Below are 13,647 nucleotides of genomic sequence, written 5' to 3' on the forward strand. Positions count from 1 at the left end.
AAACACATGAAAATCACATTGGATAACGGGGAAACGCTCGCGTATAAAGTAAGACCAGGTGGAACTTGTAACTTAGTATTGCTGCATGGAAATATGGCATCTTCAGATCAGTGGGATCTTCTGATGGAACATCTGGATCCAAGATATACAGTGTATGCTGTTGATTTGAGAGGATATGGCAAGTCTACGTACCACACACCGATTCAATCAATAAGGGATTTTTCGAAAGATTTAAAGCTGTTTACAGATGAACTGGGGTTGAAGTCCTTCCATTTGATGGGCTGGTCGAATGGGGGTGGAGTAGCGATGCAATTTGCAGCTGATTACCCAGAACACGTAGAAAAGTTGATATTGTTAGCATCGATGTCCACAAGGGGGTATCCAATCTATAATCCGGAAGGTGAAAGAGTCCAAACAAAAGAACAGATTGCAATAGATGCCGGCTTAAACATGATGTTGGACGCACAAAAAAGGAATGATCATCAATTCTTTAAGATAGCCATGGATCAATTGCTCTATTCACGTAACCAACCAGAGGAAAAGCGTTATGAAAAATACTTGGAGAATGCAATGGAACAACGGAACATCCTGGACGTAGCCGATGCTGCCAATCGTTTCAATATCAGCAGAGTCTCAAATGGTGTGGTCGATGGTACAGGTGACATAGGCCGAATCAAAGCTCCAACACTTGTATTATGGGGAAAAGAAGATCTCATCACGTCAGAACAAATGACACACGAAATCATCAACGACATGAAAGATCACGGTGTCAGCGTCACCTCTTCAATCTTGCCTGCTGGTCATTCAATGTTAATCGATGAATTGGAAGGCGTACTTAAGGCGATCGAGCAGTTTTTAAATTCGTAATTATCGTTTCAAAGCTGTTATTTCATCCCTAGATATTGAACCAATCCTTCACTTCAGCTCAAATGTAATTCTATAAAATGCTCTAAAGGGAGTTGTTCTCCTTTGGGGCATTTTAATATACCTTAATTCATTCTAAAGTTGTAGAAAAAGGCATTCAATAGATTGATTCCATTATTACTTATTTACACTAAAGTAAAGGGAGGAATAAAAAGGTAGGTGAAATTTTTGACTGGGAATCACGGAACAAAACCTTATCATGCATCGGAATCTTACATAAGTCCTTCCTCGAAAAGATGGTTCGGGCTTGCAATAGTTTGTACAGCCACCTTTATGACCATGCTTGATTCATTTATCGTGAATGTGGCTGTGCCTTCCATTCAAAACGATCTGAATACAACTGCAGCTGAAATTCAATTTATTATTGTCGGTTACATCATTGCCTACGGAGTTTTACTGATTACTGGCGGAAGGCTGGGAGACATTTTTGGGGTGAAGATGTTGTTTGTTGGAGGAATGGCTGGCTTTACATTAGCATCATTCTTATGTGGCATTGCACCTAATACTATGTTTCTTATCATCAGTCGCATTCTTCAAGGGATCACGGCAGCTTTGATGGTACCTCAGGTCATTTCCTATATCCATTACACATTTCATGACCAGGAGAGGAATATTGCTTTGTCCATCTATGGTGCAGTAATTGGTGTAGCGACCATTATCGGTCAAATTGCTGGTGGATTACTGCTGAAGCTTGATTTTTTCGAGCTCGGGTGGAGGTCGATTTTTTTGATCAATATCCCGATTGGAATCATTGCATTGCTCGCAGCATTGCCTATTATTCAGATCAACAAAGCAACAACGAGGGGACGAATGGATCTAAACGGTGTACTTTTACTTGGTCTCAGCCTTTCAGTGTTTATTTTTCCTGTTGTGATGGGTCATGAGCTGGGATGGCCTCTATGGATGTTAATTTGTGGTGCAGGTTCGATCGTATTTTTCTTTCTGTTCCTACACCATGAACAAAAACTGATCGTACGAGGCGGAATGCCCCTGGTTAATCTTCAATTATTAGAAGAACGAGCGTTTGCAGCCGGACTTTTGATTGTATTTGCATTCTTTTCTGGCAACGCGGCAACCTTTTTCATCATGGCTTTTCATCTTCAGAAATTTTTACAATTCAACCCTTTGGAAGCTGCATTTGCCTATACGCCTTTAGGGATGGGTTTTCTTTTCGGGTCGATCCTTGTACCGAAATTAATGGATCGTTTTGGGGTGAACGTACTTCGTATCGGAACCGGGCTGATGGTTCTCGGTGTTAGTATGATGATAGCAACATTCTACATATTATTGGTCGATCTGTCATGGCAAGATTTGATTCCTGCAACATTTGTATCCGGTATTGGTCAGGGATTGGTTGCAACTCCTCTAATCCGGACAGTACTCTCACGAATTAACCATAAGGATACAGGATCAGCTTCCGGGGTTTTAAGTACAGTAACGGTAGTAGCTCAAGGCGCAGGGGTAAGCCTTATCGGAACACTCTACTTCACGTTAATGAAAGTAGATCAACCCTTTCAAACCACCGCAAGCCACTCATTTATAATTTCTCTCGTTTGTGTTCTTTTCCTTTCGATTGGAACAGGATTATTACTATTCCTATTACCAGGAAATAAAAATAAAACACTATAGGCATATTATCTACGATGGGCCACCAGAATTGTTAATGGTGGCCCTATCTTTATTTATGGGCAATCTTGAAGAATCCCCGACCGGGGCAATTTCCCCTTTGTAATAATGATCAATCTTCTGATTCTGTGACGATGTACCGGTTTAGTTTAGGATTCGGATCAACCCACGCACTTTCAAAAACAAACTCTATTTCATAATTTTCATGATCAGTATATGTGACATAATACATCCCTTCTTTTTCTTCTTCACTTTCTGGTTCACCAATCAGATTTTTCAGTTCTGATAAGTGAATTGTTTCCAAGGTTGGATCGAAATCTTCAATCGCAGTGATTGTCTTTCTACCTGTCGAGTTGTCATAGAGGAATAGGATATGGTGGTCCCAATAAATTGCTGCAGCCGAGCTTAATTCATCCGGTTCACCCCAGGCTTTTTTGACTTTTCTTAAAGAATCACCAACACCAAAAGGAACACTATTGATCGTTTGTTGGGATTCATAGGCTAACCCCATGATTTGTCTGATCAAAAGGTCAGGTGAACTTTGTGGGGATCCTGAAGCAGCAGTACCTAGTGCTGTTCCCATCAACAAAAGAAATGTGATGGTCAAAACCGTGAAGCTCCGTCTAACTAGTTTCATCATTAAACATCCTTTCCAAAATAGTATTATCCTTTTTCATCCAGTTAGACGATGTAAATATGAAATTGTATCAATAAAAAGAGCAGGGACCTATTTAGGTAAAAAGGTATGTCCTCTTACGAAAATCCCTGGTGTTCCACTAAATTTGATTCGAAACGGACAAGGGTGACTATGTGGAAAACAGGAAAAAAGTTCAAGGTCATCCGGGTAAAATGAACCCATTCTTTTTCATTTTGTGCGGAGTGGAATTAATGCGAATGAATCACAAACCGTATCTGGACTTTTAACGGACACCAGGGCCCTTATTTACCCCAAAATCTTCATTTTAAGCGAACTAACGGACACCAGAGCCCTTATTTTGGAAAATCCGATCACAATCATAGTATTTTGAGACAAATAACGGCTGTGGTGTCCGCTAATAACTGACATCATCACTTTTTCTCACAAATAACGACTGTGATGTCCGTTAATCCTAAAAAGTAATCCAAGCAAGGAATTTCTCCACAAATAGCGAGTCCTGATTCATCCAGGGCTCGTTTTTATTTTGTTTAATGTGACAATATTCAGATAATCGACAAAGGTTTGTCAAAGGTTTTTAGCAAATTAGTGACAACGTTCATAACTTCACAAAGTATCGCGAAAATCCTGATAAAATGGAGCCAAGAAAGATGAAAAAATACTTATTTTCATAGATTTATCTAGAAAAGAGGGGAACATGTATGAAGCTCAAGTTGGCGTTGTTTGCTGTCATGATGTCTATTCTCACAGTACTGACAGGTTGTGAGCAATTAACCGTATTGGATCCGAAAGGACCTCAAGCTGAAAGGTTAGCCAGTGACATCATGTTGACGATGTTGATGATGGCGGGAATTGTGATTGCAGTATTCGTATGGCTTGTGATCATGTTGGTGAAATACCGTGCATCCAAACAACCTGCAGACTATGAACCACCTCATATTGAAGGAAATCCGTGGGTAGAAGGAATATTGGTCGGGATTCCGGTCTTGATTGTTGCGATCCTATCTATCGTTTCTGTTCAAAGTAACTATATCGTGGAATCAGCCCCGCAAGGATATGAAGAGAAAGAACCTTTGGTCGTCTATGCCTCATCCTCGGACTGGAAATGGCATTTCAGTTATCCGGAAGAAGGGATCGAGACGGTCAACTATTTATACATTCCAACTGATCGGCCACTTGAATTCAGACTTTACTCACACGGACCGATCACGAGTTTCTGGATTCCTCAGCTCGGTGGGCAGAAATACGCAATGAATGCCCATGTAACGAAGCTTCATCTGGCAGCTGATGTTGAAGGAGATTACATGGGACGAAATGCGAACTTCAGTGGTGAAGGATTTGCTGAGAATAAGTTTGACGTGACTGCTATGTCCCAGAAAGAATTTGATGATTGGGTGAAAGAAGTAAAAACAACAGCTGAACCGATCACCGAAGAAAAGTTTGAGAAACTGCTAGAACCAGGTCATCTTGGCAGGATGACGTTCACCGGAACACACTTAGAGTTCTCACCCGCTCCAGAACATCATCACGAAGGTGACAAGTATAAAGAAAAAGATGAACATAAGCATTCTGATGAACATCACTCAGCTTCCGATAAGGAAAGCTCTGAGCAAAAACACAAGAACCATAACGAATAAATGGACGAATTTTACCGATTAACGATATTCTCGAAAGGAGTCAAATCGTATGGAATTCTTTGAACGATTTGCCATACCACATCCGAGTTTTGCGATATATGCATCCATGGTGGCAGCCGGTCTTACGCTGATCGCGATTGTCGCCGGCTTGACCTATTTTAAAAAATGGGGCTATCTCTGGCGGGAATGGATCACAACCGTTGACCATAAACGCATTGGGATCATGTACCTTATCTCTGCGTTATTGATGCTTTTCCGTGGTGGCGTAGATGCCATCATGATGCGCGCTCAGCTTGCTGTGCCAGACAATACACTTTTGGATTCACAACACTATAATGAAATTTTTACAACGCACGGGGTCGTCATGATCCTGTTCATGGCAATGCCGTTTATCATATTCTTTATGAACTTTGTTGTACCACTGCAAATCGGAGCACGTGATGTTGCATTTCCACGCTTGAATGCACTCAGTTTCTGGCTGTTTTTCATGGGTGCGATGCTTTTCAACATCTCATTCATGGTCGGCGGGTCGCCTGATGCAGGGTGGACATCGTACTTCCCGCTTGCAGATGGAGAATCTGTAGGTTCGCACTATTATATGATTGCGATTCAAATCGCTGGTATCGGAACGTTGATGACAGGAATCAACTTCATTACAACGATTCTCAGAATGAGAGCGCCAGGCATGACATTGATGAAGATGCCGATGTTCACATGGGCTGCTCTCATTACGAGCGTGATCATCGTGTTCGCGTTCCCTGTATTGACCGTTGCACTTGCGATGGGGACGATGGACCTCTTATTCGGAACACAGTTCTTTACGATAGATAATGGTGGAATGGCGATGCTCTGGGCAAACCTGTTCTGGGTTTGGGGACATCCGGAAGTGTATATCTTGATTCTGCCGGCATTCGGAATCTACAGTGAGATCATTTCAACCTTTGCTCGCCGTAATCTATATGGCTATAAATCCATGGTCGGTTCCATGGTATTGATCTCGCTTTTATCATTCGTCGTATGGGCCCACCATTTCTTTACGATGGGGCAAGGAGCATTTGCGAACAGCATTTTCTCCATCACGACGATGGCGATTGCGGTTCCAACTGGAGTCAAGATATTCAACTGGCTGCTGACATTATGGAAAGGAAAAATCGAGTTCACAACACCGATGCTCTATTCAATCCTTTTCATTCCACTCTTCACACTGGGTGGGGTGACAGGCGTCATGCTGGCGATGTCAGCTGCAGACTATCAATATCATAATACGATGTTCCTGGTCGCTCACTTCCACAATGTGATTATCCCAGGTGTCGTGTTTGCGATGCTTGCTGGTCTGACGTTCTACTGGCCGAAAATGTTCGGTTTCATGTTGAACGAGAAAATTGGAAAGTGGACTGCGTGGTTGCTTTCGATCGGTTTCCTTTTAGCATTCATGCCGATGTATGTGACTGGATTGGACGGCCAAGCACGCCGTATGTACACGTATTCTGAATCAACAGGCTTCGGACCGTTGAATATGGTTTCATTTATTGGAGCGGCTGTCATGGCAGTCGGATTCGTACTGATCGTGTACAACATCTACTACAGTGTCCGCTATGCTTCAAGAGACATCAGTGCAGACCCATGGAATGCACGTACGTTAGAGTGGGCTACCCACACACCAGTACCTGAATATAACTTTGCGATCACACCGGAAGTGGCATCAAGTGAGGCGTACTGGGACGTCAAGAAAAAGGGTCATGTGTTGTTCAAAGGGGATTATGAAGAAATCCACATGCCGAACAACAGTGGTGTCCCGTTTATCATGAGCTGTATTTTCTTTGCATGGGGCTTCTCGCTCATATTCAGCTTATGGATTCCGGCGGTTATCACCACAATCGGAATCTTTATCTGTATGACATTGCGTTCTTTTGAGAAAGATCACGGACATTATATTTCTGTGAAAGAGATTGAAGACACAGAATCAGAAATGCGAGGTGCGTAAAAATGAAGATTGATCACTCGCTGCCGTTAGAATATAGCACAGAAGAAAATCGTTTGAAAATTTTGGGGTTTTGGATTTTCCTAGGTGCGGAAATCATGCTTTTTGCGACGCTTTTCGCATCCTATTTTACACTCTATGACCGTACTGGAAGCGGCCCGACCGGAGCAGAGATCTTCCACATTACGCCGGTGTTATTCGAGACAATCTTACTTTTAACAAGTAGTTTTACGATTGGACTAGGTATCCATGCGATGCGTCTTGGCAGACAAAAAGCGATGATGGGGTTCTTCATCGTCACATTATTGCTGGGGCTAGCATTTTTAGGCGTTGAAATCTTTGAATTCGTCACATATGTGCATGAAGGAGCAGGAATACAAACGAGTGCGTTCACCTCGATCCTGTTAACTACATTGGGAACACACGGGGCACACGTGACGCTTGGACTTTTCTGGGGTCTTTACATCCTTATTCAAGTGAAAAGGGACGGCTTGACTCCTGAAACGGGCAATAAATCCTTTATTTTCTCACTTTACTGGCATTTCTTAGATGTCGTTTGGATCTTTATTTTCAGCTTCATCTATCTGAAAGGAATGATGTAATATGAGCGAACTATTTCCTCTCAAACAGGTCATGGGATTTGTCTTTTCCCTGGTCCTGACTGCAGTTGCTTTAGGAGTATATTACTTTGACATGTCGTTTGGGGTAGGGATGACAGTCCTTCTAGTCACTGCTTTCATTCAAGCAGGTCTACAGCTCGTCGTCTTCATGCACGCAGGTGAAACCGAAGACAAAGGTGCCATTTATACCAACGTATACTATGGCGTCATCATCGCTCTCCTTACGATCTTTGGTACACTGCTCGCATTGGTCTGGGATATGGGATAAGTTTATAAAAGCAAGGGGCTGACTCAAACTTAAACGTTTGGGTCGGTCTTTTTTGTATTCATGGATTTTTCCTGAAGGCGTAACGGACACCAGAGCCTTTATTTGGTCACTTTAGGCGGGATTTCAAAATTTAGCGGACACCAGGGCCGTTATTTGTGAACAAATGAGCTGATTTACTATGATTTTAACGAAATAAGAGCGCTGGTGTCCGTTAGGATTTACAAATGACCGAGATTTTGGAAAATAAGGTCTCCTGTGTCCGTTAAGAATCTTTTATTCTAGAAATAAAAAAATTTGCAGCCTGTTGTTAAGCTGCAAATTTATCGTTCATATGTAAGCATTTTAATCGGCTTAAATCTTGCCAAAAGGCGTGTTTTCCTTTGTTTGAAGTGGATTTGAAGGAATTCCTTTATCACTTTTCGCAAGCATTTCCTCCGTTGCTGCAAAAAACAACCCGATCAGGAAGATAAAAACTGAACCCGTGATGGTTCCGATGCCAATCGAAATCAAAAGATTGGAACCGTTTACAAGAAAACCGACCAAAAACATCATGATACCTATGGAAAGTACTGATCCACCAACAAATTTGGTAGCGTTCAATAGTTTTGTTCGTGATTGCATGTTCTCAACCCCTTTCCTCTATTATTCATCCTCCTTCACAAATTTGTCAAATACTTTTCACCTTTTGTACACACTTTTTTTTGCTTCTTAATCATGCGAAGATAGCATTCTTTCAATAAGAGTAAGAGTAGTTTTCTTGATTTATGTAAATTTATGTGAAATTACTTATTGTGATGAATTCTTTATTTTGAAATAATTGGGATAAAACAAAATGGAAAAAACGTACTTCTAGTATAGATGACTTGTTGGAACTGCTAAAAACTTTAGGTAGAAGTCCCCTCGTTTTTTTGTTGAGGGAAATCGATAGACAGTGAAGACTAGAAAATCTCTCTACGGGTGTGATGAGGCAGAAAAAACAAAGATCAAGCACTCAGAAGAGGTCTCTGAGGGTGTATGATTTCGAAAAACAAAGATCGTACAGGAAGTGTTCAAAATGTTGAATGAATTAAAGGCAGATTGTGAAAATTGCTTTGCGTTCTGCTGTGTGGCGTTGCCTTATGGAAAATCAGCAGACTTTCCTTTTGACAAAGATAGTGGTACCCCTTGCCGAAATTTATGTTCAAATAATCTATGTTCAATCCATGACCAATTAAGGGAGAGAGGGTTTCAGGGCTGCGTATCATATGACTGTTTCGGAGCAGGTCAGCATGTTTCCCAAAACATTTTTGGGGGAAAAGACTGGCGTGGCGATCACCGACATGCTGAAGAAATGTTTGCCGTGTTTCCTCTTGTACAACAACTTTATGAAATGCTCTGGTATCTCATCCAGGCGTTGACATTAAAGGAAACAGAGTCTTTTCAAGCGAGCCTTCAAAAGGTATACGATGAAACGGTTGGATTAACGGAAAAACACCCAGAAGAAATCTTAAAAATAGATGTGGCAGAGCATCGAAGCAAGGTTAACGCTCTATTAATCAAAACAAGTGAACTGTATAGAAAAGATATTAATAGCCGGAAAAAGAATAAGGTAAATAAATCAGAATATATCGGCGCCGATTTAAAAGGGTTAGACTTGAAAGGAGCGGATTTTCGCGGAAAACTGATGATCGCAGCTGATTTAAGAATGTGTGATTTACGGAAAGCTGACTTTATCGGGGCTGATTTTAGAGAAGCGAACCTGGAAGGGGCTAACCTTAAAGGTGCTCTTTTCCTTACACAATCGCAAATCAATTCAGCAAATGGCGATCAACATACTAAAATACCAAACTATCTAGAGAGACCAGGTCACTGGTTGAAATAAATCAGGAGAAGCAGTGGAGACGCTGCTTCTTTTTCTATTCATAAAAAAGAAAATAGCATTTAGTGGGATATGAAAACTTCTTCCCTCATTGTGGTAAACGGAAAAGGTGAAATACAGAGAAATTCAGAAAATGTCTTCTTATTCGCCTGGGCCGCAACAATCATTGCGGATGCATTCATCGTGAAACGCGCTTTGAGAATCGGTCCAATGGACTTCGAATTGAACAGGAAAAACTGTATAAGTGGAACCCGGTCGGTGTCGCTTCATTAATCGTCGCGAGTACAATAGGAACGATGGCAGCATTCGGGGTGATGGGAACCTTTTTACAAAACACAGCAGCCTTCTTTGCGGCAATCCTATCATTCGTATTGACGATCGTCCTTGCGATCGCATCGAGAGGTAAATACTACGTAAAAACGGATAACAGCAATGTCCCGAAAGATGAAGACATTGCATGATAGTGAATTGAAATATTCCGAGTACTACCTATATTTTCAGGTGGTACTCGGTTTCTTTATGTTAAGACATTTATCTTATGACATTTGTCATCTACTTGTATCATGAAATTTTTGGTAACATCAACGAAGGAGGTATCTAATCCCAACTAATAAGGTGAATGTGTGAACATTCGATTTAAATATCTTGTTTTAAGTCTTTCGATATAGTTGCACTTCTTAAGAAAGTCTTCCTGAATTGGATCAAATCCTTTTTAGAAATTAAGCGATCCGATAGGTTAAGGATGTAAATTCCTATAGGAAGCTGTATTACGAGGAGGTTTATCATAGATTATTTAAGGGATTATACGATGTACATTGCTATTTTCGGGATGTTTAGTTTTATTTGGTTTGGATGGGCCCAAGAGAATCCTAAAAAAAGCTGGCGTAAATATATAGGTATTGCCTCTGCAGTAGCACTAGTACTATGTTTAATAGGTGTCTACTTAAGCGTCTTAAATTGGAATGAGCGAACTACATTAACTGATAGCGCTGCATTCAATAATTACTTGATTTTTGTATCGATTGAATTTCTTTTATCAGCTATAGGTGCTTTCTTATTAATTAAATTTAAAAAGAAAGATTATATTGCTCCATGGATTGCTTTTGTTGTAGGCATTCATTTCTTCTGGTTAAAAAATATTTTTAATGATTTCAGCTTATATATTTTAGGGGTTCTGCTTATAGGAGTGGCCCTAATCTCATTACCGTTTTCTAAAAAATTGAACGTTGCTAACAGCGCAATAACAGGTATTGGAGCAGGCACGGTTCTATTTTGTTTTGCAATATTAGGACTGATTCGATTTTTAATGACATAAAGATGAATGCGTGAATTTCATATCTAGTCGAGTACCTGTATCTTACATAACCACTTCGAATATGAACAGGAAATATCATATAAATTGAACCAGGTCGGTGTGGACAAAAAACAAACTGAAAGCGAATCAACGATCCCGTTGTTTTGGTGCTTTTGTGTGTAAAAATAATATCCATATTACACCAAAATTATACCCGTACTGAAATAAGAAAACCAAGGGCAGTTACGTCCTCCCCCGGCTACCTAAAGAATAACCTAAAAAATTAGGTCAACTAGAAATGACTGGCAGACCTTATAATACGAAGGGCAGTTATCTGGAATAAAAGATGTAATCCACAAAAGGACCCCTGTAATGGAATGAATTTTTTAACTAAAATTTGGTTATTTATATTGGTTTGAGACAGAAAATAATAGTATGATTTAAGTGTCTGAAAATTTATTCGATTTGTAGGCAATAGAAAATAGAGGAGGCGATCATTATGAAAAATAAAAGAATTTTTATTATTAATGACTACAAGGGGATAACGCCTAGTTAATTTTTGTTTAGCGTTTCCCCGAAATACGGAAGGGGAAAATATGAATACGAAAAATGTTAGAATTGTAGAATTAAATGCAGAAAATTGGTATGAATGTTGTGAATTAGAGGTTTCATTAGAACAAAAGGATTACATTGAGTCCAATGCTATATCAATAGCTCAGTCAAAGTTTGAACCTACATTAAAACCATATGCTATATACGCTGAAGAAAAAGTAGTTGGCTTTTTGATGTTCAATTCTGTTCAAGAAGAACTTGACGGTTATTGGGTATATAGAATAATGGTGGATAAGGAATTCCAAGGCAAGGGTATAGGTCAAGCAGCAACTGTTTTAATGATTTCAGAGATGGCTAAATTGCCTAATGCGAAAAAAATTGTTGTAGGATATCATCCGGAAAATATTGGAGCACACAATTTATACTCAAGTTTAGGATTTATTGATAATGGTGATAGGTTCGGTAAGGAAATGGCAGTAATTAAATATATTACCGAATGATAAACCATCGATAGAGTTGTAAAAAAGTTTTTTAAAAATCAACTTAGAGGATAATATCGTATTAAAAAGATCAACCAATTCATGGTTGATCTTTATTCTTCAGTTTGAAATTCGCTTTTCATATCAAGAAGATTTATGGCAAATTGTTGATGTGAATTATAAAGCTCAAAGTTTTAAATGTGTTGCTCCAGAAATGGGGGCAATTATGGCATAAAGCAGCTGATCCTATTACAGAAGAATTGGGCAGGATTGTGGAATAAGGGTTGCAGCTGGGATTTTTGGCATTAACGGACAGGAGAGCCGTTATCTGTGACAAAAACACTAATTTCGGGATGCTAACGGACACCAGAGACGCTATTCTTTAAAAAATATATTGTTTTTGATGATTTTGGAGCAAATAAGGTCTCCTGTGTCCGTTAGGTTTTATGAATGAGTCATTCTTCCTCAATCGGGGGCGTCAATCTAAGAAGGATAACGTTCTCTCTTTATTTATGGATGGAGAATATATTTCCAATAAGCTAAACAGATAAAAGCACAAAACCAAGAAATAAATCCAAAAACAGTGACAATTGTATTTTCAGACCACCCATATTTTATGCCATAGTGAAAGTGAATCGGTGTCATTTTGAAAATACGTCTACGTGTAAGTTTATATGAAGTAACTTGTAAGATAACCGAAAGTTTTTCAGCTAAATAGATAAAGAATAAAATGGGAATGAGAATTTCCACTTTCTCAATAATGGCAAGAAACGAAAGGGATCCCCCTATCGCTAATGATCCTGTATCCCCCATAAATGCTTTGGCAGGATATAAATTGTAAATGAGAAAACCGAGTAGGCATCCAATCATAATTAAACAAAAAAGTTGCACCTCTGATTTGTCTGAAATCATAAAAAAGAAAAAATATGTAGGGATTGCAACAACTCCCAAAAGACCGTCCAAGCCATCCGTAAAATTAATAGCATTGGCAGAACCAACAACAAATAAGGTGATGATAATGATATATACCACCATTGGAAGATCAAAGGAGAAATTTTTATGAATACGAATCACGGTGTCTACACCTAGTCCGTTAATCACATAGAAAAGCAAAGCACCAGTAAAAAGAAATTGTAAAACAAGCTTGGTCTTACCTGATACCCCTAAAGGATCTTGGCGTGAAGCTTTCCAAAAATCATCCAAAAAACCAATAAAACTAAATAAAATGTACGTAATAGACAAGAAATACATTAATGGCGTAGGTGAAAAAAGGTTGGCTACGATAATTCCCACAAAAAGAATCATCCCAAACATTAACGGAGTACCTTTTTTTAATTGATGATTGGAAGGAAGTTCTTTCCTTATCGGTTGAAGGAGCTTTAATTTTCTTAAGATCGAAATGAACAGTGGGGATAAAACAGAAACTAATATAAAAGCTATGAAAGCTGGAATTATTTGATCACTCACTTTTCATTTTCTCCTTTTCTCTTTATTATCTATAATAAGTTCTAAGAAGACTATTGATTTCCTCTAACTCATACAAAATATAAAAATCAAATTTTAATCAGTAAAAGATAGTATTCAATAAAAGGGGCTTATTCATAATAGGGCAAGCCCTATATCATTAGGGATAGAATGATCAAGTTAGGTTAAGCAAAGAAAATGAAGTTAGCCTTAATTTTTCATCATGATAGAAGTGACAAATGTCATGTATACGGTATGACAAAGATAACTATAGGCTGTAGAACCGATT

General features: G+C 39.4%; 13 protein-coding genes. 10 read left to right on the forward strand and 3 right to left on the reverse strand.

The annotated features are described in order from the left end of the window. Positions 1–6: 6 nt before the first annotated feature. Together phaZ and ACTWQL_RS16495 are read left to right on the forward strand one after the other, a co-directional pair. The gene (gene phaZ, locus ACTWQL_RS16490; protein ID WP_443143524.1) at positions 7–867 is read left to right on the forward strand and encodes an intracellular short-chain-length polyhydroxyalkanoate depolymerase; all 861 of its coding nucleotides are present in this window, start codon (positions 7–9) and stop codon (positions 865–867) included. A gap of 216 nt (positions 868–1,083) precedes the next feature. Then, positions 1,084–2,553: an MFS transporter gene (locus ACTWQL_RS16495; RefSeq protein WP_443143525.1), complete on the forward strand. Its 1,470-nt coding sequence runs from the start codon at positions 1,084–1,086 to the stop codon at positions 2,551–2,553. 109 nt (positions 2,554–2,662) lie between these two features. Here the strand turns inward: ACTWQL_RS16495 and ACTWQL_RS16500 are convergent, their stop codons facing one another. Continuing rightward, positions 2,663–3,187 (reverse strand): DUF4309 domain-containing protein, encoded by a 525-nt coding sequence (locus ACTWQL_RS16500; RefSeq protein WP_443143526.1) that lies wholly within the window; start codon positions 3,185–3,187, stop codon positions 2,663–2,665. A gap of 719 nt (positions 3,188–3,906) precedes the next feature. Between ACTWQL_RS16500 and qoxA the strand changes: the two genes are divergently transcribed. The 4 genes from qoxA to qoxD are packed head-to-tail and all read left to right on the forward strand — an operon-like array spanning position 3,907 to position 7,711. Next, positions 3,907–4,842, forward strand: coding sequence for a cytochrome aa3 quinol oxidase subunit II (gene qoxA / locus ACTWQL_RS16505; RefSeq protein WP_443143527.1), 936 nt, complete (start codon positions 3,907–3,909; stop codon positions 4,840–4,842). A gap of 49 nt (positions 4,843–4,891) precedes the next feature. Continuing rightward, entirely contained in the window at positions 4,892–6,826 is a 1,935-nt protein-coding gene (qoxB, locus tag ACTWQL_RS16510; protein WP_443143528.1) for a cytochrome aa3 quinol oxidase subunit I, read from the forward strand. 2 nt (positions 6,827–6,828) lie between these two features. Beyond that, positions 6,829–7,425, forward strand: a complete 597-nt coding sequence (gene qoxC, locus ACTWQL_RS16515) for a cytochrome aa3 quinol oxidase subunit III (RefSeq protein WP_443143529.1) — start codon at positions 6,829–6,831, stop codon at positions 7,423–7,425. 1 nt (position 7,426) lies between these two features. Next, complete coding sequence (gene qoxD / locus ACTWQL_RS16520) at positions 7,427–7,711, forward strand: cytochrome aa3 quinol oxidase subunit IV (protein ID WP_443143530.1); 285 nt, start codon at positions 7,427–7,429, stop codon at positions 7,709–7,711. A gap of 351 nt (positions 7,712–8,062) precedes the next feature. On the opposite strand, the gene ACTWQL_RS16525 is transcribed toward qoxD, so the two are convergent. Beyond that, positions 8,063–8,332, reverse strand: a complete 270-nt coding sequence (locus ACTWQL_RS16525; RefSeq protein ID WP_443143531.1) for a hypothetical protein — start codon at positions 8,330–8,332, stop codon at positions 8,063–8,065. A 433-nt stretch (positions 8,333–8,765) separates the two neighbouring features. On the opposite strand from ACTWQL_RS16525, the gene ACTWQL_RS16530 reads away from it, so the two are divergent. The 4 genes from ACTWQL_RS16530 (at position 8,766) to ACTWQL_RS16545 (ending at position 11,915) form a co-directional block, all read left to right on the forward strand. Beyond that, positions 8,766–9,572 (forward strand): pentapeptide repeat-containing protein, encoded by an 807-nt coding sequence (locus ACTWQL_RS16530; protein WP_443143532.1) that lies wholly within the window; start codon positions 8,766–8,768, stop codon positions 9,570–9,572. 293 nt (positions 9,573–9,865) lie between these two features. Continuing rightward, a complete protein-coding gene (locus ACTWQL_RS16535; protein WP_443143533.1) occupies positions 9,866–10,030 on the forward strand; it encodes a hypothetical protein in 165 nt (54 codons plus the stop codon). Positions 10,031–10,377: 347 nt separating this feature from the next. Continuing rightward, complete coding sequence (locus tag ACTWQL_RS16540) at positions 10,378–10,884, forward strand: hypothetical protein (protein ID WP_443143534.1); 507 nt, start codon at positions 10,378–10,380, stop codon at positions 10,882–10,884. 575 nt (positions 10,885–11,459) lie between these two features. Beyond that, complete coding sequence (locus ACTWQL_RS16545; protein WP_443143535.1) at positions 11,460–11,915, forward strand: GNAT family N-acetyltransferase; 456 nt, start codon at positions 11,460–11,462, stop codon at positions 11,913–11,915. A 489-nt stretch (positions 11,916–12,404) separates the two neighbouring features. Here ACTWQL_RS16545 and ACTWQL_RS16550 read toward each other — a convergent pair whose 3' ends face one another. Then, positions 12,405–13,361 (reverse strand): phospho-N-acetylmuramoyl-pentapeptide-transferase, encoded by a 957-nt coding sequence (locus ACTWQL_RS16550; protein WP_443143536.1) that lies wholly within the window; start codon positions 13,359–13,361, stop codon positions 12,405–12,407. Positions 13,362–13,647: the final 286 nt, after the last annotated feature.

The sequence above is a fragment of the Pseudalkalibacillus sp. R45 genome (assembly GCF_052246725.1).
Taxonomy (GTDB): Bacteria; Bacillota; Bacilli; order Bacillales; family Fictibacillaceae; genus Pseudalkalibacillus.